The organism is Desulfosarcina variabilis str. Montpellier (assembly GCF_048565275.1).
Taxonomy (GTDB): Bacteria; Desulfobacterota; Desulfobacteria; order Desulfobacterales; family Desulfosarcinaceae; genus Desulfosarcina; species Desulfosarcina variabilis.
Genome location: NZ_CP159846.1, coordinates 9,107,089 through 9,130,075, shown reverse-complemented (window position 1 = coordinate 9,130,075; position 22,987 = coordinate 9,107,089). Strand labels below are relative to the sequence as shown.

Genomic DNA, 22,987 nt, shown 5'->3' with positions numbered 1-22,987 from the left:
ACCCTTAGATCAGTTAACGTCATGCTATTATGCTGGAACAGATGTCAGCTGGAGCTTTCCGGATAACCAGATTAAACAATAGGTCAAATGGATCATTCCGAGCTTCATCTGCAATCCATGATGTCCGCGATAACACGGATTACCGCGGACATGCAGGATTATCACGCCAAGGCGTTGTTGCTGTTCGGCTCGTTTGCCCGTTATCTGACCGGTGACTCCATCGATCACCTTCCTGGTGACCTGGATCTTTTGGTGGTTACCAACAATCCCCCACTCAAGATTTTTAGTACTGATTATGGATGCCCGGTTGAATTGCATCGTTTCACCGTGGACCGGATCGTGGGCATTGCACGAAGCCTGAGGTATGACAGCCGGCCTGTGGCACTTTCCAAATTATATGGCCGGAACGTAATGAAACAGCATGCCATCGACGTGATCGCTGCCGCCATGATGATAGGCCCGGGTTATGGGCAATTTGGCATCGAGCAAATTGAAATCAATGGGATTGCCGATCCGCGTGATTATTCAATCCATCGGGTATTGACCGGAGCGGCGTGGTGGAGACGCCTTTGCGATTACGCAACCGAGCGGCGGGGGCCGCTGCTGCGATTTTCCGATAAGCTTGCGAGGTGCGATGGGTTCGCTGGATAGCTATCCAGTGAACCCAACATATCAGTCCTCTTTTCTTTGAACATTGACATTCATGGAATCGTAAGACCGAAAAACCAGTCTTTCCCTGATCAGTCGCTCCGGTGCGATGGGAGGCAACGGTTCTGATTGAACCCGCTCAAGGGCCTCGTTCCGATGGGGGATGGCCTCCAGTCCCTTTCCCTTTTGTTTGCCATTGGTTGTATCAAGCACCGTGGCTGTCGTACCATCAGATACTACGGCCAGCGGCATCGGCGAGGCGCCAAATAGGCGTGCCGCGCTGACTGCTTCTCGTTCCCGGGAGCCCAGTGAGCCTGCGGCACATTTAACCACCATCAACGGACGATTGTCGATTTGAACCACGAGATCGACGGTGGATCGGTAGATTTCACCATCGATTTCCAACTGGATGGGGGCATCCACGAGAATCTCCTCGTGCCGATACCCCTTTTCCTCGACTAGATATCGTTCAACTTGCTGACGATTGATTTCTGCTCCCACATTGGGAACGGATTTTCCGGTAATATAATCGACGATGATATCCGGGTTGTCATAATTGTCATTCATATGAATCCTCTGTTTCTATCTGGACGCTGGATGGTCGTTTATGGTCAGACCGGCCTTTGATGAATTATGCCCATCACAGTTACCAAAAAAATCAACATCTCACCAACAAAATTTGCAGCGATGGTATTGGATACGGCGGCAATTCGGCAATCCCGATTCCATTGTTGGAAATTAAAAAATATCAGGTTGTTATACTGGATCAATATCTGAATTGACGTTTAATCCCATTGACAAAAAAAGCCGAACCGTAGTATGCAACATCTACATTTCAATGCATATCTAATTGTTAACAGCGATTTATCGATTGAGCCGCCTATCTTTTTTTCCATCAACAGGGGTCGTGGTTTCCTCGACCCGGTTAACAGCAGGGAGGCCGTAAAACCGATGAGCATCCCCTGTAGACGCGCAATCGTTTGCTACTTCGGACCCATTGTTATTTTCTTGCTTCTGTTTTTTTCCGGAACATTGGCGTGGAGCGAAGAACCGACCCACCATCGGGACACGAATCTCGAAGGACACAGCCAACCGGCTGACATGTCTGCCGCCCATCATCAACCGGAAGCGGAAAGCGCTCATGCAAAAGACGCTCATGGTGATGAAGGTGACGGTCACGGCCATCATGATCATCCAGACCTTGGACCTGTTCTACCGCTTTGGAGTTGTATTCCGTTTGCCTGCATGCTGCTTTCGATTGCCTTGTTTCCGCTTGTGGCGCCGGAATTCTGGCACCACCATTTCGGAAAGGTGTCGGCATTTTGGGCGGCGACCATGGCCGTTCCTTTCCTTTTTGTTTACAAAGGGACCGCGTTGTATGAAATCATCCACATTATCCTTGCCGATTATGTGCCCTTTATCATTTTGTTATGGTCGCTGTATACGGTTTCCGGTGGCATCCTTTTGAAGGGATCGCTGCGGGGAACCCCAGTGGTCAACGTGATTATTTTAGCCCTGGGTACCTTGCTGGCGTCCTGGATGGGCACCACCGGGGCGGCCATGCTGCTGATTCGTCCCTTTTTACGGGCCAACAATTATCGTAAAAACCGGACCTTCATGGTGGTTTTCTTCATTTTCCTGGTGGCCAACGTGGGTGGGTCGTTGACGCCGTTGGGGGATCCACCGCTATTCTTGGGATTTTTACATGGGGTTTCCTTTTTCTGGACCCTTCATATCCTGCCCCATATGCTGACTGTGGTCGCTTTGCTGTTGGTGGTTTATTTCTTTCTGGACCTTTATTATTATAAAAAAGAGGCTGGTCGTGTCCCTGTTGACGAAGCTGAGAAAACCCCATTGAAGATCATTGGCCTTCACAACTTCATTTTTCTAGCCGGTGTGATCGGTGCGGTGTTGATGAGTGGTGTCGTCGATTGGGGCGACGTGAATGTACTGGGCGTTCATCGCGGGATCCAAGATTGGGTCAGGGATGGATTACTGGTGTTGATGGGGATACTTTCCATGGCTACAACATCTGTGGAAATTCGTGAGCAAAACGATTTTACCTGGTTTCCCATCATTGAAGTGGCCTACTTGTTCGTGGGCATTTTTATCACCATGATTCCCTGCCTGTTGATCCTGAAAGCCGGCGCCAGCGGACAACTGGCCTTCCTGATCAATACGGTCAAAGCACCTGTTCACTATTTCTGGGTGACTGGCGCCCTGTCCGGATTTTTGGATAATGCACCGACATATTTAACATTTTTCAACACTGCCTTGGGTAGTCACTTTCCGGGAATGGCCGAAGCCCAGGCGGTTCCACTGCTCATGACCGATAAAATTTTATATTTGGAGGCGATTTCCGCCGGTGCCGTTTTTTTCGGTGCCTGTAGCTACATTGGCAATGCGCCCAATTTTATGGTCCGTTCCATATCCGAAGAGGCGGGGACGCCCATGCCCAGCTTTTTTGGCTATATTATGAAATATACGATTATCTTTTTGTTGCCGTCATTTGTGGTGGTGACGCTTATTTTCTTTTAAAAATCAGGAGGCCGCCAATGCGTTTCGAGACCCTGCTATTTCACACCCGGTTCAGGGAGCTGGCGTTTAACTCCTTGAAGAGTATCCTCGAGTTGAAGGCCGTCGGACTGAAAAAGGTGGTTCTGGCTCATGTGATTCCAAGAGAAGATGTTGCCTTTGTTCCCTATGGTGGCTTTTTGAAGGAAGACCTGAAGCGATTTCAGGAGGAGGCGCGTCTCAAATTTGAAGACTGGGTTCAGACCATTGGCGATCCGCAACTGACATTCAACCAAAGGGTTGAGGTCGGGACAACCAACGCCAAGATTTTAGAAATGGCTCAAACGGAGAAAGTCGATCTGATTGTTGTGGGACGTAAAAAACGCACCACCTTGGAAAAAGTATATGTGGGAACCCATATTTTGGATATTTTGCGTCGCAGCACGGTTCCGGTACTGATGAGCAAGTATATGGTACAGTACGAGTGGCAGGGCGAGCCGCTGATGCGAACCAACGATGGGATCTGGAAACGGCCTTTGCTGGCATCGGACTGGTCCGACCCGTCACAGCGGGGTCTGGATGCCACGATTGCGTTAAATGGCTTGGCAGAAAAGATTATCGTTTCCCACGTAATTGGTGCCAGGCAGATCAAGAATGTTGAGCCTGCTGGTGTAAAACGTATCGAAGATGAGAGCACAGCCAGACTGAAAGCGTATTGTAAAAAAATTGACGATGCCGGAATTGCAAGTGAGTGGCATTTGGCGATCGGTCGTACCGTTGAAGAAATTCTTAAGATATCAAGGGACTATGGTGCGACAATGATTGTTATGGGACGCACCGGGAAGGATTGGTTCAAGGAATACTGGCTGGGGGGCGTGTCCCATCGGGTCGCCGAGCTCAGCGAATTGCCGGTCCTGTTGGTCCCCTGACCCGTCAACGATTAATGTTTAGTCTAGTGGTAACATGATCAACAAAATTGAAAATGCGAAAATCGCTCTGGTTGGTGGGGGACGATTTTGTGAGAAGTTGCTCAAACACCTGTTTAGTGACCATTTCAAAGGTCGCCATCCAGAGGTGCTGGGGGTTGCCGACATCAATATCGATGCTGCGGGTATGGTCCATGCCCGTTCCATGGGGATTCATACTTGCAGGAATTATCTTGACCTCTGCAAATTGGAGGGACTGGACACCATCATCGAATTGACCTGGGATCTGGACCTGGCCCAAGCCATCGAAAGGTGCAAACCGGCGGGAGTGGACCTGATCGATCATCAGGATTCACGTTTTTTGTGGGATCTGTTGCAGTTGGAAACCATACGCGAGAGCGCTTTCAGCGCCTTGACGGCCGGGACGGTCAGCACTGAGGACGTTAAAGCACGGATCAATGAGTGTTTCCGCAAAACCGCAGACATCGTCATGCACCGCAACCGACGCTTTAAACAGATCGAAAGGGAGCTTTATGAGAATGAAAAATCCCTTTCCCAGATCATTCAAGGCAGCACCATCCCCACCTTTGTCATCAATCGCGATCATGTGGTGACCCACTGGAACCATGCCCTGGAAGTCTTGACCGGTTACCCTGCCGAAGAGATGGTGGGCACCCGGGATCACTGGCAGCCGTTTCGTAAGAAGGAACGGCCGATTATGGCCGATGTGATCCTCGACCAACTGGAAACGGGTGAAATCAATCACTATTACGGATCCAAATGGCAGCCGTCGACCCTGGTTGAAGGTGGCTTTGAGTGTGAAGAGTTTTTCGAGCATCTCGGCAATGGCGGCAAATGGCTTTTCTTTACCGCCGCACCGATCAAGGCCTCGGATGGCACCATCGTTGGTGCCATCGAAACCCTTTGGGACAATACGGAAAAACAGCGTGCCGAGACCGAGCGGCGCAAATATACCCGCCGCATCGAGGACAGTGAACGCACGTTGTCGCAAATCATTCAGGGCAGCACCATCCCCACTTTTGTGTTGGATCGCGACCATGTGATCACCCACTGGAATCGGGCCCTGGAAAAGCTCTCCGGCTACCCGGCCGCCCGGATGATCGGAACGCGCCATCAATGGGAACCGTTCTGGGAAAATGAACGGCCCACCATGGCTGATCTGATCATGGAGCAGACCGGGGAAGAAGAACTGCACGAACTTTATGGTGAGCGCTGGCGAAAATCCAATATCCTCGAAGACGCTTACGAGGCCGAGTCGTTTTTTCCCAAGCTGGGCCAGGGCGGTCGGTGGTGCTGGTTTACCGCCACATCCTTGAAGACGGGCGATGGAACCGTGGTCGGCGCCGTGGAAACGCTGTGGGATATCACGGAAAACAGGCGTACGGAAATGGAAAGCCGTCGCCATGTCCGCGAACTGGAGGAACATGAGCAGGCTCTTTCCCAGATCATCCAGGGCAGCACGACGCCCACTTTCGTCATCAACCGCAATCATATTGTCACTCACTGGAACCGCGCCCTGGAAAAACTGACCGGCTATTCGGCCAATGAAATAGTCGGGACGAACCAGCACTGGCGTCCTTTTCGGCAAAAAGCCCGTCCGATCATGGCCGATGTGATATTGGACAAGCTGGAAACGGGTGAAATCAGCCAATATTATGGGGCCAAATGGCGACCTTCATCCTTGGTCGAAGGGGCCTACGAGGCTGAGGAATTTTTTGATCACTTAGGGGAGAAGGGCCGCTGGTTGATTTTTACCGCGGCGCCCATCAAGTCTTCCGACGGCAGTATCATCGGTGCCATCGAGACCTTTTGGGACACCACCGAAAAGAAACATATTGAAGCCGAACACCGGCGTGACCTGATCCGCATCGAGGAAAGCGAGCACCAGCTGTCCCAGATTATCGAGGGCAGCACCATTCCAACGTTTGTCCTGAACCGTGAACACGTCGTGACCCATTGGAACCACGCGATCGAACGACTGACCGGATATCCTTCCTCTAAAATGGTGGGCACACGCAACCAGTGGACGCCCTTCTGGGACAAAGCCAGGCCCACCATGGCCGATGTCATTCTCGACCAGCATACCGAGCGTGAAATCTGGGAACTCTACGGTGGTAAATGGAAAAAATCGGAACTCATCGAAAGTGCCTACGAGGCCGAGGTGTTTTTCCCCAAACTGGGCAGGGGCGGTAAGTGGCTGTTTTTCACTGCGGCACCCATCAAGTCTTCCGACGGCAGTATCATCGGCGCCATCGAGACTTTTTGGGACACCACCGAAAAAAGGGAATCCGAGGCTCAGCGTAGCCGGTACACCCGGGAGCTGGAAGAGAGTCGCCGGATTTTTTCCCAGATCATTCAAGGCAGCACGATTCCCACCTTTGTACTCAATGAAGAGCATGTGATTACGCATTGGAACCGTGCGCTTGAGCAGCTATCCGGTTATTCGGCGTCCCAGATGATCGGCACCAGTCACCAATGGATACCGTTTTGGGATAGCGAACGGGCCACCATGGCGGATGTCATTCTGGACCAGAAAAGCGATCATGAGATCTGGGATCTGTACGGCGGTAAATGGAAGAAATCAGAGCTTATCGACGGCGCTTTTGAGGCCGAAGTGTTTTTTCCCAAACTGGGCAATGGCGGCAAGTGGTGCTGGTTCACCGCCGCGCCCATCAAGGCGGCCGACGGCACCGTGGTGGGGGCCATCGAAACCTTGTGGGACACAACCGATAAAAAACGGGCCGAGGCCGACCGTCGACAATACACCCGAAATTTGGAGGAGAATCAGCACACCCTTTCCCAAATCATTCAAGGCAGCACTATCCCCACATTTGTGCTTAACCGGGACCACATCATCACCCATTGGAATCAGGCCCTGGAGAAGCTTACCGGGCACCCGTCTCCGGAAATGATCGGCACCAATCGCCAGTGGGCACCGTTTTGGGAAACCCAGCGGCCGACCATGTCCGATATCATTCTGGATCAATGGAATGAGCACGAAATCTGGAACCTTTACGGCGGCCGGTGGAAAAAATCCGCCTTGATTGAAGGGGGATATGAAGCGGAAATTTTTTTTCCAAGGCTGGGCAATGGGGGGCGCTGGTGCTGGTTTACTGCCGCGCCCATCAAGGCGGCCGACGGTACGGTGGTGGGGGCCATCGAAACCCTGTGGGACACGACGGCGGCCAAGCGCGCTGAAGAAGAACAGCGACTGCGCAATCAGGAGTTGACCACTTTATGTTCCATTTATACCGCCCTGAACGCCCCATTGGATCTTCAAGAGCGGGTTCAGGGGGCAGTGCTTGAGATTCGTGACTTCATGAAAGCGGACAGTGTCTGTCTTTATATGTCTGAGGATGAAGATCGCTTCGATCTGCGCTATTTCAATGCTTGTTATGCACAGCCGGGCTTTGGCAAATCGGGACCGGATACCGAAACCGAGATCATGCGTAAGGTCTTGCATACTGACAAGCCTATCGTTTATAACGCCGGAGATCACCACCAAAACGGTTTTTTAACGGATGCAACCCGAAACGATGTGACGTTCGCCTATATTCCCATCAGCGCCAAAGAAAGCAAAGGGCTTGGCGTCATGCGTATCGAGCGAGAGAGCGAACGGTTTTCATCGGAGGAGTTGCACCTTCTCGACCTGATGTGCAACCGTATTGGGGCAACCCTGGAAAATGCCCTGTTGCATGAAGAGATTATTCGCAGATCCAATTTTCAGGCCAAACTAATCAAAAGCGCCAACGAAGGCATTATCGCTACCGATGAAAGCTGGAAAACGGTTATCTTCAACCCGGCGGCCGAGAAAATTTTCGGTTATGGCGCCCAAGATGTAGAAAATCAAAAGGATGCCAGGGACTATCTGCCCCAATGGGTGCAGGAGACACTCATGAGTACGGGGTTTTCTGGAGATGGCAACGAAAGTTCCCCCTGGGCCGAAACCGAAATCAAGGCCAGTACCGGTGAGTCGATCCCGGTCCGGTTTTCCGGGTCGGTCTTGCGCGAAAAACAAAAAATGATGGGGACCGTGACCTTTTTTCAGGATTTAAGGGAAGTCAAGCGCCTGGAACGGGAACTGGTCAATAGCGAACGGCTGGCCGCCGTGGGGCAGACCGTTGCCGGTATGGCCCACTGCATAAAAAACATCCTGCACGGGTTCAAGGGCGGCAGTTACCTGGTGGACGTCGGATTGGAGCGAGACAACACAGAAAAATTGAAAAACGGCTGGGACATGATTCAGCGTAATATCGGCCGCACATCGGATCTGGTAATGGATTTGCTATCCTACTCCAAGGAGCGCGAACCCGAATTCGAGCCATGCGATCCCAATCAAATTGCCGACGATGTGTGTGATCTGCTGAAGACTGTGGCCGAAGAGAACGATGTCACCCTGGTGGAGAATTTCTCGGACAAGATGCTGTCGGTGGTGATGGATCCGCGGACGGTGCACCGTTCGTTGATGAATCTGGTGACAAATGCCATTGATGCATGTATTTTTGATTCAAATCTTGAGAAAGATCACCGGGTGACCGTGACCACGGCTGTTGAAGCAGACGGGGCGATCCGTTTCGAAGTCAGTGACAATGGTTGTGGGATGACCGAAGAAGTCAAATCCAAGCTGTTTTCGTCTTTTTTCAGTACCAAAGGGGTCAAAGGCACCGGACTCGGGCTATTGGTTACCGCGAAACTAGTTGAGGAACATAAGGGCACCATCGATGTCGTGTCGGCGGAAGGCGAGGGAACCACATTTATTCTGCGGCTTCCCGTAAACGCTGTGGAAACGACCAGTCTCAACTAACGATAGATATTTTACCTGTTCTAATATTGGGGTAAATCTTAAAGGAGGCGTGTGATGAGTAAAAAAGTGTTGATCGTGGATGACGACCCGGACGTGAGGATGTTTAACAGCACTGTCGTGGAAGAGAACGGCTATACCCCTGTGGAGGCCTCAAATGGTGAAGAGGCGCTCAAGATTATCAAGAAGGAACCCCCGGCAATTGTACTCCTTGATGTGTTAATGCCCAAACAAAGCGGTATCCGGTTGTATCGGGAACTGAAAACCGACAACGCCTTGGTAAACATTCCGGTGATTATTCTTTCCGGGGTCGCCAAGCGGACGTTCTTGCGATCCCAGAAGGCGTTGACCGAATTTGGCGATAAGCCGGTTCCCGAACCGGAAAGCTATTTGGAAAAACCCGTTGAGCCGGATGAACTGGCCAATGAGATCAAACGGTACCTGGGATAAATAAACGGCCTGCTTCGCGTGGGCCCGTGTGTTGTTATCCATCGCAGGCAAGGACAAGGATCATGGAGATAAAAAAACTGCTGTTTGTCACCCGATTCGACAAGCTCCGGTTTGATGCGCTGCAGTCTTTGATGGATCTGAAAAAGGCTGCCCTCAACCATGTGGTTTTCCTCAACGTTATCGAACGCGACAAGGTGGCCATGCGGCGAGGCAAAGGGTATGAAAAGGGCGCTGAAATCAGATTGCGGGAAAAGGCCAACATCCGCTTTATCGACTGGGCGGAAACCCTTTTTGAACAGGGCATGGAGGTTGGGGTTTATATCGTCGTGGGCAATTTTACTGCTCAGGTCATTGGGGCGGCTGAGAAGGAAGCCGTTGATCTGATTGTTTTAAGCCCAGATAAGAAAGGTCGTTTTGAACAGCTTTACTCCGGCTCCGATATCACCGAGATCGTACATCGTTCCGCCACCCCTGTGCTGGTCTATAAGTATCTCTTTCGCAAAGGCCCGCTGGCGGAAAATCCGTTTGAAAAACCCCTGCTGGCGACCAACTGGAGTGCCGGCAGCCAGCTTGCCATCGACTATATCAAATCCTTGAAAGCAGTCGTTCAGGAAGTGGACATTATTTACGTGGCTAGTGAAAAAGATCTGAAGGAAACATCGGCCATGGGCATTCAGAAGACCCGTAAAGAGAACCGCAAAAAGCTGGAAGCCCTGTGTGATGACCTGGAAGATGATGGGATCACTGCCAAACCCCATGTTTACATTGGGGATACACTTTCGGAAATTGAAAAAGCAGCCCGTGAGTGCCAGTCTTCCATGATCATCGCCGGCTCACCAGGCAAACGGTCGTGGACCGACCGTTGGGGCACCAGCATCAGCAAAGGACTGGCGGAGCAGTCGATCTTTCCTGTCCTGCTCATTCCCCCGGCAGAGGGATAGTGCCAACACACCGACACAAGCGATCCTAACCCGCAACGAGACATTGAGGAGGCAGTAATGGCGGTCATTACCATATCAAGACAATTCGGCGCAGGCGGCGTCACCTTAGGTAAAATGGTGGCTGATGAATTGGGATATACCTTCGCCGATAGTGATATTATTCAGCGCGTCGCCAAAGAGGCGAATGTTTCCACCAATTGGGTCGAATCTTTTGAAAAAGAGGCCGGTAGCAAGCTTTCCCGGTTTGTTTCCAGCATGGTCTCCAAACGCTGGCTGGACCGTATCCTGGGCGATGAAAGAGGCTACCTGGACGAACAGATTTACCTGGATTACCTGGTACTGATCATCGCTCAATTTGCCGACGAAGGGGATGTGGTTATTCTGGGACGAGGCAGCCAGTACATACTTAACGACCATCCCGACGCATTTCACGTCCTTTTGGTCGATGATCTTGAAAATCGTATTAACTTCATGATGAAGCAGTATGATCTGTCACGTAAAAAAGCCGAACGGATGGTTGAAAACGAGGACCAGCGGCGTATCAACCTCTACAAACGGCTGGGTAAAAGTGATTTCGAAAGTCCTCGCCTGTATCATCTGGTTCTAAACATGGGAAAAACGGATTTGCAAACGGCTAAAGGCATGATCTGCGAAATGGTCAATAAAAAGGAGACGTTGAAGGCGTCTTAACTCAAATTATAGCATTGGCGCCAGCCGTGCCGGTGTCGGTAAAAAGCCGATATCCGCGGTTGCCATCATCAACCGTTAACGTGATCCCTTCATAAGGCAGAGCCGGCATCGTGCTTTGCCTTATTTTTTTTATAAGATGATGTCTTTATTAACATTTTATTATGGCTCAATGAATTCTTTGTTGCGTTGTCGTGATTTCCGAATTAATCTATTCCAGCCCATACGCCAATGGGCCCAAAGGTGGCCCATGGCCGTAAAATAACAATTTATCGCGTTTACTATTTTGGTCTGATAACGGCCTTATGATCCACTTGTGGATCATTTACTTTTCAAAGGAGACAATGCATGACCAACAAATTTTTATTCACCTCTGAATCCGTCACCGAAGGGCATCCGGATAAAGTGGCCGATGCCATTTCGGATTCCATTCTGGATGCGATTATGGCTCAGGACAAACGCTGCCGGGTGGCTTGTGAAACCCTGGTGACCACGGGACTGGCGTTTATCGCCGGTGAAATCACCACGGACTGTTATGTGGATATGCCCCAGATTGTTCGTGAGACAATTAAAGATATCGGTTACCACTCCTCCCAGATGGGGTTTGATTGGCGTACGTGTTCGGTGATTACCAGCATCGATCACCAAAGCCCGGACATTGCCCAGGGGGTGAATACCGGTGAGGGGCTTTATAAAGATCAAGGGGCCGGCGACCAGGGCTTGATGTTTGGCTTTGCCACGGACGAAACCCCTGAATTAATGCCCATGCCGATTATGTATGCCCATAAATTGACCCGCCGGTTGACCCAGGTGCGAAAAAACGGAGCACTGGATTTTCTAAGGCCGGACGGCAAATCCCAGGTGACCATTGAATACGATGATGGGGTGCCCAAGCGGGTGGACACCATCGTGGTTTCAAGCCAGCATAAACCGGATGTCACCTATGAAGACCTGCGTGAGGCGATCATCGAGGAAGTCATTAAAAAGGTTATCCCGGCTGACATGATTGATGGGGACACCCGCTATTTTATCAATCCTACCGGCCGGTTTGTGGTCGGGGGGCCCATGGGCGACTGCGGTGTTACCGGTCGTAAAATCATCGTGGATACCTATGGGGGGCAGGGCAGTCACGGTGGTGGATGTTTTTCCGGCAAGGATCCATCCAAAGTAGACCGCAGCGCGTCCTACATGGGGCGGCATGTGGCCAAAAATATCGTTGCCGCCGGTCTGGCCAAAAAATGCGAAGTCCAGGTTGCATACGCCATTGGCGTGGCTGAACCGGTGTCGGTGATGATTGATTTGATGCATACCGGCAAATTGCCCAAGGAACGGGTGGAAGAAATTGTCAAAGAGGTGTTTGACCTCAGGCCTGCTGCCATTATTGAATATCTTGACCTGTTGCGCCCCATTTACCGCAACACTGCCGCCTACGGCCACTTTGGCCGAACTGAACCGGAATTTTCCTGGGAGCAGACCAATAAGGCCGATATTATTCGCGAGAAGGCCGGTATCTAATAGAACAATCTTACGGAGGACAACCAATGACACTTGCCAAAAATGTTGTGGCGATTGACGGCACGCCAGCCTATGATCCGTCGTTGCCATTTAAGATAGCCGATCCTGAGCTTGCCGATCTGGGTGACAAGGAAATGCAGTTATCAGAAAACGAAATGCCGGGGCTGATGGCGGTTCGTGAAAAATACGGGCCCCAACAGCCGCTCAAAGGGCTGAAAGTCACGGGCAGTTTGCATATGACCATTCAGACCGCCATGCTCATTGACACCTTGAAGGTTCTGGGCGCCGACATTCGCTGGGCGTCGTGCAATATTTTTTCCACCCAGGACCATGCGGCGGCCGCTATTGCCCGCAAAGGATCGGCGGCTGTTTTTGCCTGGAAAGGCGAAAACCTGGAAGAGTACTGGTGGTGCACGGAGCAGGCGTTGGTCTGGCCGGACGGTAGCGGACCGGATCTGATCGTGGATGACGGGGGAGACGCTACCTTGTTTGTTCACCAAGGGGTAGCGGTGGAAAAAGATCCCTCCTTGCTGAATCAATCCTATGATTCCGAGGATATGCAGCTTCTCATGGTGCGGTTGAAAGCCAGCTACCAGAAAGATCCCGGTTTCTGGACACGGATTGCCAAAACTATTCGCGGCGTTTCAGAGGAGACCACCACAGGGGTTCACCGGCTTTACCAGTTGGCGCAGAAAGACGAACTGCTCTTTCCGGCGTTCAATGTCAACGATTCAGTGACAAAATCCAAATTCGACAATCTTTACGGATGTCGTGAATCGCTGGCCGATGGGATCAAAAGGGCCACGGATGTGATGATGGCCGGCAAGGTGGTTGTGGTCTGTGGGTACGGTGATGTGGGTAAGGGCTGTGCCCATTCCATGCGCGGGTATGGCGCCCGTGTGCTGATTACCGAGGTCGACCCCATCTGCGCCCTGCAGGCGGTCATGGAGGGTTTTGAAGTGATCACCATGGAAGATGCGGTTTCCCAAGGCGATATTTTCGTTACCGCCACAGGCTGCTATCAGGTGATCACCGGTGCCCATATGGAAGCCATGAAAGATGAGGCGATCGTCTGCAATATTGGTCATTTCGACAACGAAATCGAAATGAGCTACCTGACCCAGAATGCATCCTGCAAAAGAACACCCATCAAACCCCAGGTGGATAAGTGGACGCTTGAATCCGGCCGGTCCATTCTTGTTCTTGCCGAGGGGCGTCTGGTTAATTTAGGATGTGCCACCGGTCATCCCAGCTTTGTGATGAGCAACAGCTTTACCAATCAATGCCTGGCGCAAATAGAACTGGCCACGGGAAAATACGAAAAGAAAGTTTACACGCTGCCGAAAAAACTGGATGAAGAGGTGGCCCGCCTGCATCTGGATCGGCTGGGGGTAAAATTGAGCAAACTGAACCAAATTCAGGCCGACTATCTGGGCGTTCCAGTAGACGGCCCCTTTAAACCGGATCATTATCGGTATTGATTTGCGTGAAGAAAAAACGGGGACAGCCCAATGATAATGCTGTCCCCGCTTTTTGTGTTTTGTTGGGTATCGACCGCCCAGCGATCAGGGCCGCAGGGCATTGATGAACACTAATGCGATTCCTGAGGCTGCTGCATTTCAGCCAATTGCTTGTACCCTTGATTCACCGCCTCCTCGTCCTCCGGTGTCGTTGTCAATCCTTTTGCCCAATCCAAGGTTTTAAATCCTTCATCAATATTGCCTTGACGCCCCTGCACCAGGGCGATGCCAACATAGGCGGGTACATAGTTCCCATCAAGGATTGTTGCACGAATAAATTCGGCATTGGCTGCATCGACTTTTCCGAATGAGAGCAGGCTATGGCCATTTTTTACGTGTTGCGCCGGCGTATCCAGCGAAGGTCGCAGAAAAATGGTGTCCGGACCACATGCACAAACAATACAGACAAACAAAAACAATAGAATTAACGTACTGCGTTGGATCATGTCATTTCCTTGTTATCGGTTTCATGTGGTTATGGACAATAGCTATGATCCTGTTTCCAAATTCATGACAATACTGACCTGGCATGCCTTTAGGAAATTCAGATACACGACTGAACTACGCAATCGGGCCGCATCGGTATTGGAAATTACCAAGTCCGTAGTCCCCTTTTGATGGGTACGGATTGCTTTCACAATCATTGGCCTTTTTCCCACCCGTTTATCACTGCGCGCGGCGGCCAACGTTGCGGCAAAGCCACTCATCCCCCGCGATACAGCAATTTCACGACTGACAAACGCCGGCCCATACACGATTTCACCCGATTCATCGACGATTAACGGGACCAGGGAAGGCTTGGCGCCGATGCCGGTCGCATCAATAATAAGGCCCGTATAGGGTTGGGTGTCATCTTTCAGGGACGGTATGACCGGATTTTCTGTCGCCCTGGTTGTAGCGGTAATTGAATCCACTTGTTGAATTTCTTCAGGGAGCACGAATTGAGCAAATCCGCCACTCAGCTTCATGGTCATTTCAATTTCCACGGTCCCATCAGAAAAATACTCCTGATGGGTAATGCTTGCATGTTGAACCAGGGTGGCCAGCCCATCAGAAAAGTCAGGGCTCTGGGCCATACGATCCGCAATTCTCGTTTTTGTATCAATGCGAATGGCACTGATTGTTTCCAGAAGATTCGCTTGGGCGTTGACCCGAGCGGCGCCCAACCCATCTGATAATGCTGTTGGTGACAAACCTTCATCTGTGGCTTTGGAGCCCCCCGTTCCTTTGACCGTAGCTGTGCGGGTGCTCCAATTGATACGGCCTTTTTCCAATACCTGAAGCAACGTATCATCGGCCACAGCAATTGAAACCAGGATCAATACTAGGGGCAGTGTGAACTTTAAAATATATGAAATGATAAATTTTTCTTTCAATTCTTAATGGTTAGCCTTGTGCTAATAACCCAAATAAATTTTATATTGTAAGAAATCGGATAAGTCAACTAAAGGCCATTTTTCCTATTAAATGTCAATTGCGGTGATGTCAATGGATACTGCCCCACAGTATCCGGCTTCAGCACTGTTTCAATAATTCCGCGATGTGTTTTCCAGCGGTCATCTGTGATATCCATTCTTCGGGAATTGCTGACATGCCGTGGGCAGCAGCCAATACCATTCCCGCCAGCATACCCCGCGCCGAGGAATCGCCCCCAGCCATTACATTTTCCACCATCGCGGTTTGATACGCGTCCGGATAGCGACAGATGAGGTGGATGGCACCGGGCAGACCGGCTTCGACACTGCACATCTGGCCAAATTCGGCGATCACTTCGCGGGTATCGCGCTGGCGACTGTCCATTCCCATGGTGATTAGCGGTGCAATGTCGCTGTCACGAAAATCGGTTTTCAACGTTGTTTCAATCGCTTCTACGGGGGGCTGGCCTTTCAACGTCGCATCCACCACGCGGGCAAAGAAATCGGCACTGGTAACGACCGGATCGTTATTATGGGTGATCGCCGTTTGTTTACGGGCTGCCTCGACAAACAACGCCAAGTCATCTGAACAAACCGGCAGCAGCGCGGCCAGGCGTGCGGCGCCGGCCAGGTCATCGGATGGTGAACCGCTGGCAGTCATGTTTTCCGCGGTTGCCATATTTTCCAATGTGGTTTTGGTGGCCTTGTCAAAATAGCCGTTGTAATCGGTAAAGAACGCTTTCCAACGTTCGGCGAAATACTGCCCGTCAAACCCGCCCTTAGCGCAGACCGCTTCAAGCAAAACCAGGGTCTGGTCTCCGTAATGGGTGAAATCCCCGGCTTTCTTGCCTTTATGGTAAGAGGTCAGCGGATCATGGTAATGTTCGACCCGGCCAAATTTTTTGTCGATTACGCCGGTGTTGTAAACCCAGTGTACACCCAGCGAGAGTGCATCGGCTACAAATGCTCCCCAAACAGCTGCGTTGCGATTATCGGTCATGGTTTCCTCCTAATGATCGTGTGGGTTGGTAATATTCAATAAAATAAACCCGATTTTATCGGTTTCAAATGCCCATCATTATCTGTCCCATAAACTTGTCCAATTGATTCAAGATGTTTTGCAGATACGGGGATGCTAAAGTTTGGTGATTGAAGCGCGATAATAATTAGGTAGTGCCCATCCAGAAATGGCCAATTTGCCCGATATCGGCGTTGCGCGAAAAATTTAATCCTCGGAATATCAACTATATGCCTGTGGTTAAATTTTTCGGGCGCCTTGATCTCAACCCAATTTTCCTATTTCTGGACGGACACTAGGTAGTGCCTGGTCTGAAACAGGAAAACGGGTCATTTCTGACTGCCACATAGATCGCACCGGTAACAACCAAAAACAATTGTAGAACGATAATTTTAGATCAACTACGGGATCAACCATGCCCTTTGTTTCTACCGATCGTATAAAACCAGGAATGGTGCTCGCCGCTGACGTGCTGGACAGTAACGGGCGTTTGCTGCTTGCCGAGGGAAAGGCCATCACGGCCAGTCATGTGAATATTTTCAAGATGTGGGGGGTTCCGGAGGTGTCGGTGACCCATGGCGACGACGCGACCGCTGAAACCGACAAACCGTTGGACCCTGGATTGATGCGGCAAGTGGCCGAGAAACTGAAAAATTTTTTTGCAGAAAACGATTTCACCCACCCGGCGGTGGCGGAGATATTTCGCCAAGCCATCCTTCATCGCAGCCGCCGGACGGACCATTTTGATGAGACCACCGCCATCGGTCGGGATGGCGTGCGTCAGCCCATCCGTTCCACAGGAACGGAACTGCGTAAAAAAATCAGCCAACGCGATATTAAACTGCCCGAAATACCGTCCATTATTTTCAAGCTTAACGATACCATTGCCGACCCCTTTTCATCGGCAGATGACATCGCCCAGGTTATTTCAAAAAGTCCCGGGCTTTCCGCGCTGTTGCTCAGGATCGTCAACAGTGCCTTTTATGGCTTTCCGTCGCGGATTGACAGTGTTGCCCGAGCCGTGACCATCATTGGATCCAAAGAGGTCACGGCGCTGGCGGTCGGTATCAGCACCATGGAGGTGTTTAAGGATATTCCCAAAACGGTGTTTGACATGCGCGCTTTTACCCAACACAGCCTGGCGTGTGGCGTGCTGTCCCGTATTCTGGCGGCCAGTGGAAATATCCGCAATACCGAACAGATGTTTGTCTCCGGTCTGCTTCACGACATTGGTCGACTGGTGATTTTCAAATATTATCCCCAAGCCGCGGTATTGATGCTGTCGGCACAATCCGGTGATGCGGTATCCCTGATCGATAGTGAAAAAAAGACCCTTGGGTTTCGGCATACAGACATTGCCGCCGATCTGTTTGAAAAATGGAAATTTCCTGTCACGTTGATTCAGAATGTGGTCTTCCATCACCGCCCCGCTGCGGCCCAGGATCCGGTCAAAGCCGGTATGATCCATTTAGCGGACATGATTGCCCATAGCCTGGGCGAGGGGAAAAGCGGTGAATGGCGATTGCCAACGCTGGACACAGATGTTTGGGATAAGTTGCGGATTTCTCCCCAGGCCCTTTCTAAGATTATTCCCCAGGCGATTCACCATTTGGATTTTCTTTCAACGATTTTTCAAACCGGGGGATAAAGATGCCGTCTACAAGCGAGATCGATACCCTGAAGGCCCGTATCGCCTACCTTGAGGACAATCGGCGATATATCCAGAATGCCTTGGAGATGGTTCTCTCGCTGGAGGATTTCTATACTGAAATCGGCGGCGACAGCTATTGCCTTGATACCCTTTTGCCGGAAGCCAAGCGACGCATCGATACGATTTTTCCTTTTGAGGTGATGGCGTTTTATATGGTTGATGAAACGGATTTTTCATTCCAGCCGGTTTTTTTATACCCCGATCACATGGCCGACAAGATTCAGCAGGATGTGGCCTTTATGATCGATGAAGGCTATTTCGCCTGGGCCATTAGGGAACGCCGCGGCGTCACGATCTCCGCTAAAGACCATCACCGGCAGTATCTGTTGCATGTGATTGCCAACCACAATCAAATCAAGGGGATGTTTGGCGGACGTTTACCCGCCGACCACACTGCATTGCCGGATACGGCCATGACGCTTTTGTCCATCATCTTGTTGCATGTGGCCAATGCGGCGGAAAGCATGGCCCACACGGAACTGCTGAAAAACCAAAGCACCCTGCTTGAACAGCAGGTTGCCGAACGAACCCGGGAACTGATCGCCTCCCAAAAGAAACTGGAGGCGGCCATTGAGCGTGCCAATGCGTTGGCCAAAGATGCCCAGGCCGCCAGCCAGGCCAAGGGGGATTTTCTGGCCAAGATGAGTCATGAGCTCAGGACACCGCTCAATGGTATCATCGGCATGACCGAAGTGGCCTTGTCCACGAACCTGGACGACAGTCAACGCCGCATCATTGAAATCATCGGCCGTGAGTCCTTTTCTCTGCTAAGCCAAATCAATGATGTGCTTGATTTCACAAAGATCGAGGCGGGAAAATTAGAACTGGAGCAGATCAATTTTGACCCGCGTACATTGATGCAGGAAGTCGCAGAGAGTTTTGTTTTTCAGACTACGGAAAAAGGGGTCGACCTGAATCTCTTTGTTGACCCGGCTGTTCCGGATGTGTTGATCGGGGACCCGGTACGCCTGCGTCAGGTTCTTCTCAATCTGGCCGGCAATGCGGTAAAATTCACCCATACGGGCGAAATTCTTATTGAGGCCAACCTGTCGGACCAAACAGACGACCGCGTTGTCGTGCGTTTTGCCGTGATTGACACCGGGATCGGCATTGAACCGGAAAAAGTGGACCGGATTTTTTCGAGTTTCAGTCAGGCCGACAATTCCACGACCCGTCAGTATGGTGGATCAGGGCTGGGGACAACCATCAGTAAGCAGCTAGTTGAATTGATGGGGGGGCAAATTCGTGTGGACAGTCGTGTCGACTCAGGAAGCACATTCTGGTTTACGGCCACTTTCGGCCTTGAAAAGGAATTTCAAACTGATGTTGTTAAGCCTTGTTACCAGGAAGACCTGACAATCCTCATCGCCGTTAACAGTGCCACTACATCCCGGATCTTGTCAACCTATCTCGATGACTTGGGAATATCCTCGATTACCGCAGCGGATGGCAATGCGGCGCTTGCCGCGCTCAGCGAAAGGGCCGGTGAGGAACCGATCCGTGCAATTATCATGGATATTCAGTTCTCCGTATCGGACGGGAGAACACTGCAAGATCATGTGCGTAAGATGCCGACTTACGCAAAAACGCCCATTATCGCCACTACCAGCCTCAGGTCGGTGATAACAGGAGACAGGGGGGCGCCCCTCGGGTTTGATGCGGTGCTTGCCAAACCGGTGAAAAGCGCAGAGCTTAAAACAATTGTTGAGCAACTGACGGGACCGGTCACGGATCCCTGTGCACAAACGCAAAAGCGGTCCTCCGTCGGCGGCATGGAGGGGGCCAAGGATGGTGCCTTAGCGCAAGGCTATCGTGGTCATATTTTGGTCGTCGATGATTACTTGGTCAATCAACAGGTGGCTTACATGCATTTAACCGCCGCTGGATTTACCGTCGATTTGGCTGAAGACGGCCAACAGGCGGTTGACGCCTTTGGCCGCGGGGCCTATGACTTGATTTTCATGGATGTCCAGATGCCGATTTTAAATGGTCTTGATGCGACAAAAAAAATCCGTGAAATCGAAACGGCCAAAAGCGATGGCGGCCACATCCCCATCGTCGCGCTGACCGCCAATGCCATGAAAGGTGATGAACAAAGATGCCTGAATGCCGGTATGGACGGCTATCTGATCAAACCCGTACATCGGCATCAGTTGATCAATACGGTAAAGCAATGGGTTGATCAGGCGGGTAGCAAACAGGAAAATGCATCTGATGCGCCTGCAGCGCCACCATCGGTGTCCCTTCCTCAGCCGGATCATGAAGTGGCCGTCATGGATGTTACCATTGCCGTGGATGAGTTCGGCGATGCCGATACCGTGATAATGGTGGCGGATCAGTTGATTGACAACGTGGCCGGACAACTGCAGATGATTCGGCAGGCGATCGCTGACGAAGACAGGGAATGCATCCGCAAGGAGTCGCATTCCATCAAAGGCGGGGCGGCCACCCTTGAAGCCGCGCCTTTATCCAAAGCGGCTGCACACCTGGAGAAAATCAGCCCCGACGCAAACGCAGTAACATTAAATGCGGGTTTCGATGATCTTGAACAACAATTTGTTCTTTTCAAGGCCTTTATAGCCCAATGGAAAGGGTGATGATGAGAATTTTACTAATCGACGATGAGCCCATTGCTCTGACAAAACTTGAATTGATGTTGACCAATGTCGGACACTGCGATACGGCGGTCAATGGGGTTCAGGCCACTGAGCATTTTGTCCGGTCCATCAACGAAAACCAGCCCTACGATTTGGTGACGATTGATATTGAGCTTCCAGATATTACCGGTTTGGATTTGTTGAACCGCTTTTGTGATTTGGAAGAGAAAAACGGTATCTCACCGTCGAAAAAAATTATGGTCACCGCCCACAGCAAGGTTGATTATGTGGTCAAAAGCCGTAAGAAATGTGATGCCTTCCTGGTTAAGCCCATACGCAAAGCAACTTTGTTGGAAAAAATCCAGGCGCTTTGTTCGCCTGCTTCCGAATAGCGGCATTGGAGGCGGCATTGCAGACGCAGCTTTTTTTTCGAACGGAAAAGGGGTGCCAGATTACTCCGGCAGGCGAGGCACTGCTTCCCTATGCCGAGAGGCTGGAAAGCACAACGATCCGTCTCGAAGAACGGATTTCGGGGCAGGATAAGCAGTTATCGGGATGCATTCGGATCGGAACACCCGACGGGATCGGCAATTGTTACCTGGCCGCCTGGCTCAGCCGGTTTCAAGATCGTCATCCCGCCCTGGATGTGGAATTGATTCCCGTTCCCATGTATTACAGCCTTTCCAAACGAGAGATTGACATTCTAATTACCGTGACACGGCCCAAGGTCGGCAACGAATTCAAATGATGGTAAGCCTCAGCCGTGAATACCGGCGATGCACAGATACTTCATCTCCAGATACTCATCAATACCATATTTCGAGCCTTCGCGGCCGATGCCCGACTGTTTTACGCCTCCAAAAGGCGCCACTTCGGTGGAGATCAGGCCGGTATTGATGCCCACCATACCGTAATCCAGGGCCTCGGCGACCCGGAAGATGCGTCCTAAATCGCGAGCGTAGAAATAGGCCGCCAGGCCGTAAGGGGTGTTGTTGGCCATGCGGATGACGTCGTCTTCGTCATCAAAGCGGATCAATGGCGCCACCGGCCCGAAGGTTTCGTCCACGGCCACGCTCATGTCAGCATCCACGTCGGCCAGCACCGTGGGCTGAAAAAAGGTGCCGCCCAGGGCATGCGGCCGGCCGCCGGTGAGCAGTTTGGCGCCTCGCGCAAGGGCGTCGTCGATGTGCCGCGAGACTTTGTTCAGAGCGGCCTGATCGATGAGCGGCCCCTGCTGTACATCCGGTTCCATACCGCTGCCGACGTTCAACTTCTCTACGGCATCCACCAGCTGCTGAGAGAATTTGTCGTAGACACCGGACTGAACGAAAATCCGGTTGGCGCATACGCAGGTCTGGCCGGAATTGCGATACTTGGAAATCATGGCCCCTGCCACGGCCTGCGCCAGATCGGCATCATCGAAGACAATGAACGGCGCATTGCCCCCCAGTTCCAGGGAGACTTTTTTGATCGTCTGAGCGCATTCGGCCATCAGTTGGCGGCCCACCTCGGTGGAGCCGGTGAAGCTCAGCTTACGAACCACGGGGTTGGCGGTCAGCTCGGCACCGATTTCAGCGGCTGATCCGGTGATGACATTAAAGATACCATCGGGCAGGCCCGCTCGGTGGGACAGCTCGGCCAGGGCCAGGGCCGTCAACGGTGTCTGGCTGGCCGGTTTGACCACCATGGTGCAGCCGGCGGCCAGGGCCGGGGCTACCTTGCGGGTGATCATGGCGGCCGGAAAATTCCAGGGGGTTACGGCCGCGCATACCCCCACAGGCTGCCGGATAACCATGATGCGTTGGTCCATTGAGCCTGCGGGAATCGTGTCACCATAGACCCGTTTGGCCTCCTCGGCAAACCACTGTACAAAAGACGCCCCATAGGCGATCTCTCCCCGCGCTTCGGCCAGGGGCTTGCCCTGCTCGCTGGTGAGAATGAGCGCCAGGTCCTCCTGGTGCTGCATCATCAGATCATACCATTTCATTAGTCGGGTTGATCGCTCCTTGGCTGTCAGTCGCCGCCACCCATCCAACGCTTTTTGCGCCGCGTGGATGGCGTTGCGCGTTTCTGCGGCCGATAGTGATGGCACACGGCCTAAAATACTGCCGTCGACCGGGTTGGTCACGGTGATGGTTTTACCTGAACCCGCATCGATCCACTGGCCGTTTATCCAAGCCTGGCCACGCAGCAGATTGCTGTCATTGAGTGTTTTCATTGTTC

Annotated in this window: 18 protein-coding genes; 13 read left to right on the top strand and 5 right to left on the bottom strand. The window is 51.7% G+C overall.

Annotated elements, in window-relative coordinates:
* The first annotated feature begins 87 nt into the window (after positions 1-87).
* On the top strand, positions 88-651 hold the full coding sequence (locus Dvar_RS40940) for a hypothetical protein (RefSeq protein WP_419659229.1): 564 nt from the start codon (positions 88-90) through the stop codon (positions 649-651).
* Positions 652-672: 21 nt separating this feature from the next.
* Here the strand turns inward: Dvar_RS40940 and Dvar_RS40935 are convergent, their stop codons facing one another.
* The gene (locus Dvar_RS40935) at positions 673-1,215 is read right to left on the bottom strand and encodes a type I restriction enzyme HsdR N-terminal domain-containing protein (RefSeq protein WP_419659228.1); all 543 of its coding nucleotides are present in this window, start codon (positions 1,213-1,215) and stop codon (positions 673-675) included.
* Between the two features lie 384 nt (positions 1,216-1,599).
* On the opposite strand from Dvar_RS40935, the gene Dvar_RS40930 reads away from it, so the two are divergent.
* The 8 genes from Dvar_RS40930 to ahcY all read left to right on the top strand — a co-directional run bounded on the left by Dvar_RS40930 (position 1,600) and on the right by ahcY (position 13,984).
* Positions 1,600-3,186 carry a sodium:proton antiporter gene (locus tag Dvar_RS40930; RefSeq protein ID WP_419659227.1) on the top strand — a complete coding sequence of 529 codons (1,587 nt, stop codon included), beginning with the start codon at positions 1,600-1,602 and terminating at the stop codon, positions 3,184-3,186.
* A gap of 17 nt (positions 3,187-3,203) precedes the next feature.
* A complete protein-coding gene (locus Dvar_RS40925) occupies positions 3,204-4,091 on the top strand; it encodes a universal stress protein (RefSeq protein ID WP_419659226.1) in 888 nt (295 codons plus the stop codon).
* Positions 4,092-4,125: 34 nt separating this feature from the next.
* Positions 4,126-8,913, top strand: coding sequence for a PAS domain S-box protein (locus Dvar_RS40920; protein WP_419659225.1), 4,788 nt, complete (start codon positions 4,126-4,128; stop codon positions 8,911-8,913).
* A gap of 54 nt (positions 8,914-8,967) precedes the next feature.
* A complete protein-coding gene (locus Dvar_RS40915; RefSeq protein ID WP_419659224.1) occupies positions 8,968-9,360 on the top strand; it encodes a response regulator in 393 nt (130 codons plus the stop codon).
* Between the two features lie 62 nt (positions 9,361-9,422).
* Positions 9,423-10,301: a universal stress protein gene (locus tag Dvar_RS40910; RefSeq protein ID WP_419659223.1), complete on the top strand. Its 879-nt coding sequence runs from the start codon at positions 9,423-9,425 to the stop codon at positions 10,299-10,301.
* 57 nt (positions 10,302-10,358) lie between these two features.
* Entirely contained in the window at positions 10,359-10,991 is a 633-nt protein-coding gene (locus tag Dvar_RS40905; protein WP_419659222.1) for an AAA family ATPase, read from the top strand.
* A gap of 345 nt (positions 10,992-11,336) precedes the next feature.
* Positions 11,337-12,503, top strand: coding sequence for a methionine adenosyltransferase (metK, locus tag Dvar_RS40900; RefSeq protein ID WP_419659221.1), 1,167 nt, complete (start codon positions 11,337-11,339; stop codon positions 12,501-12,503).
* A gap of 26 nt (positions 12,504-12,529) precedes the next feature.
* Entirely contained in the window at positions 12,530-13,984 is a 1,455-nt protein-coding gene (ahcY, locus tag Dvar_RS40895) for an adenosylhomocysteinase (protein WP_419659220.1), read from the top strand.
* 110 nt (positions 13,985-14,094) lie between these two features.
* On the opposite strand, the gene Dvar_RS40890 is transcribed toward ahcY, so the two are convergent.
* The 3 genes from Dvar_RS40890 to Dvar_RS40880 all read right to left on the bottom strand — a co-directional run bounded on the left by Dvar_RS40890 (position 14,095) and on the right by Dvar_RS40880 (position 16,438).
* Positions 14,095-14,469 carry a tetratricopeptide repeat protein gene (locus Dvar_RS40890; protein WP_419659219.1) on the bottom strand — a complete coding sequence of 125 codons (375 nt, stop codon included), beginning with the start codon at positions 14,467-14,469 and terminating at the stop codon, positions 14,095-14,097.
* Positions 14,470-14,511: 42 nt separating this feature from the next.
* Positions 14,512-15,399, bottom strand: a complete 888-nt coding sequence (locus tag Dvar_RS40885; RefSeq protein WP_419659218.1) for a hypothetical protein — start codon at positions 15,397-15,399, stop codon at positions 14,512-14,514.
* Between the two features lie 139 nt (positions 15,400-15,538).
* The gene (locus Dvar_RS40880; RefSeq protein WP_419659217.1) at positions 15,539-16,438 is read right to left on the bottom strand and encodes an ADP-ribosylglycohydrolase family protein; all 900 of its coding nucleotides are present in this window, start codon (positions 16,436-16,438) and stop codon (positions 15,539-15,541) included.
* Between the two features lie 433 nt (positions 16,439-16,871).
* Between Dvar_RS40880 and Dvar_RS40875 the strand changes: the two genes are divergently transcribed.
* From Dvar_RS40875 to Dvar_RS40860, 4 genes are read left to right on the top strand one after another with little or no spacing between them, the layout of a single operon-like run.
* Entirely contained in the window at positions 16,872-18,104 is a 1,233-nt protein-coding gene (locus Dvar_RS40875; RefSeq protein WP_419659216.1) for an HDOD domain-containing protein, read from the top strand.
* A 2-nt stretch (positions 18,105-18,106) separates the two neighbouring features.
* Entirely contained in the window at positions 18,107-20,764 is a 2,658-nt protein-coding gene (locus Dvar_RS40870; RefSeq protein ID WP_419659215.1) for a response regulator, read from the top strand.
* Positions 20,764-21,156, top strand: a complete 393-nt coding sequence (locus Dvar_RS40865) for a response regulator (protein WP_419659214.1) — start codon at positions 20,764-20,766, stop codon at positions 21,154-21,156. The genes Dvar_RS40870 and Dvar_RS40865 overlap by 1 nt, the downstream gene beginning before the upstream one ends.
* 17 nt (positions 21,157-21,173) lie before the next feature.
* Positions 21,174-21,512: a LysR family transcriptional regulator gene (locus Dvar_RS40860; protein WP_419659213.1), complete on the top strand. Its 339-nt coding sequence runs from the start codon at positions 21,174-21,176 to the stop codon at positions 21,510-21,512.
* Between the two features lie 9 nt (positions 21,513-21,521).
* Here Dvar_RS40860 and gabD read toward each other — a convergent pair whose 3' ends face one another.
* On the bottom strand, positions 21,522-22,982 hold the full coding sequence (gabD, locus tag Dvar_RS40855) for an NADP-dependent succinate-semialdehyde dehydrogenase (protein WP_419659212.1): 1,461 nt from the start codon (positions 22,980-22,982) through the stop codon (positions 21,522-21,524).
* Between the last annotated feature and the right edge of the window lie 5 nt (positions 22,983-22,987).

What these genes read in the sequence shown, in the direction of transcription:
- Dvar_RS40940 (WP_419659229.1), top strand. Translation starts at nt 88, where the DNA reads ATGGATCATTCCGAGCTTCATCTGCAATCCATGATGTCCGCGATAACA.
- Dvar_RS40935 (WP_419659228.1), bottom strand. Translation starts at nt 1,215, where the DNA reads ATGAATGACAATTATGACAACCCGGATATCATCGTCGATTATATTACC.
- Dvar_RS40930 (WP_419659227.1), top strand. Translation starts at nt 1,600, where the DNA reads ATGAGCATCCCCTGTAGACGCGCAATCGTTTGCTACTTCGGACCCATT.
- Dvar_RS40925 (WP_419659226.1), top strand. Translation starts at nt 3,204, where the DNA reads ATGCGTTTCGAGACCCTGCTATTTCACACCCGGTTCAGGGAGCTGGCG.
- Dvar_RS40920 (WP_419659225.1), top strand. Translation starts at nt 4,126, where the DNA reads ATGATCAACAAAATTGAAAATGCGAAAATCGCTCTGGTTGGTGGGGGA.
- Dvar_RS40915 (WP_419659224.1), top strand. Translation starts at nt 8,968, where the DNA reads ATGAGTAAAAAAGTGTTGATCGTGGATGACGACCCGGACGTGAGGATG.
- Dvar_RS40910 (WP_419659223.1), top strand. Translation starts at nt 9,423, where the DNA reads ATGGAGATAAAAAAACTGCTGTTTGTCACCCGATTCGACAAGCTCCGG.
- Dvar_RS40905 (WP_419659222.1), top strand. Translation starts at nt 10,359, where the DNA reads ATGGCGGTCATTACCATATCAAGACAATTCGGCGCAGGCGGCGTCACC.
- metK (WP_419659221.1), top strand. Translation starts at nt 11,337, where the DNA reads ATGACCAACAAATTTTTATTCACCTCTGAATCCGTCACCGAAGGGCAT.
- ahcY (WP_419659220.1), top strand. Translation starts at nt 12,530, where the DNA reads ATGACACTTGCCAAAAATGTTGTGGCGATTGACGGCACGCCAGCCTAT.
- Dvar_RS40890 (WP_419659219.1), bottom strand. Translation starts at nt 14,469, where the DNA reads ATGATCCAACGCAGTACGTTAATTCTATTGTTTTTGTTTGTCTGTATT.
- Dvar_RS40880 (WP_419659217.1), bottom strand. Translation starts at nt 16,438, where the DNA reads ATGACCGATAATCGCAACGCAGCTGTTTGGGGAGCATTTGTAGCCGAT.
- Dvar_RS40875 (WP_419659216.1), top strand. Translation starts at nt 16,872, where the DNA reads ATGCCCTTTGTTTCTACCGATCGTATAAAACCAGGAATGGTGCTCGCC.
- Dvar_RS40870 (WP_419659215.1), top strand. Translation starts at nt 18,107, where the DNA reads ATGCCGTCTACAAGCGAGATCGATACCCTGAAGGCCCGTATCGCCTAC.
- Dvar_RS40865 (WP_419659214.1), top strand. Translation starts at nt 20,764, where the DNA reads ATGATGAGAATTTTACTAATCGACGATGAGCCCATTGCTCTGACAAAA.
- gabD (WP_419659212.1), bottom strand. Translation starts at nt 22,982, where the DNA reads ATGAAAACACTCAATGACAGCAATCTGCTGCGTGGCCAGGCTTGGATA.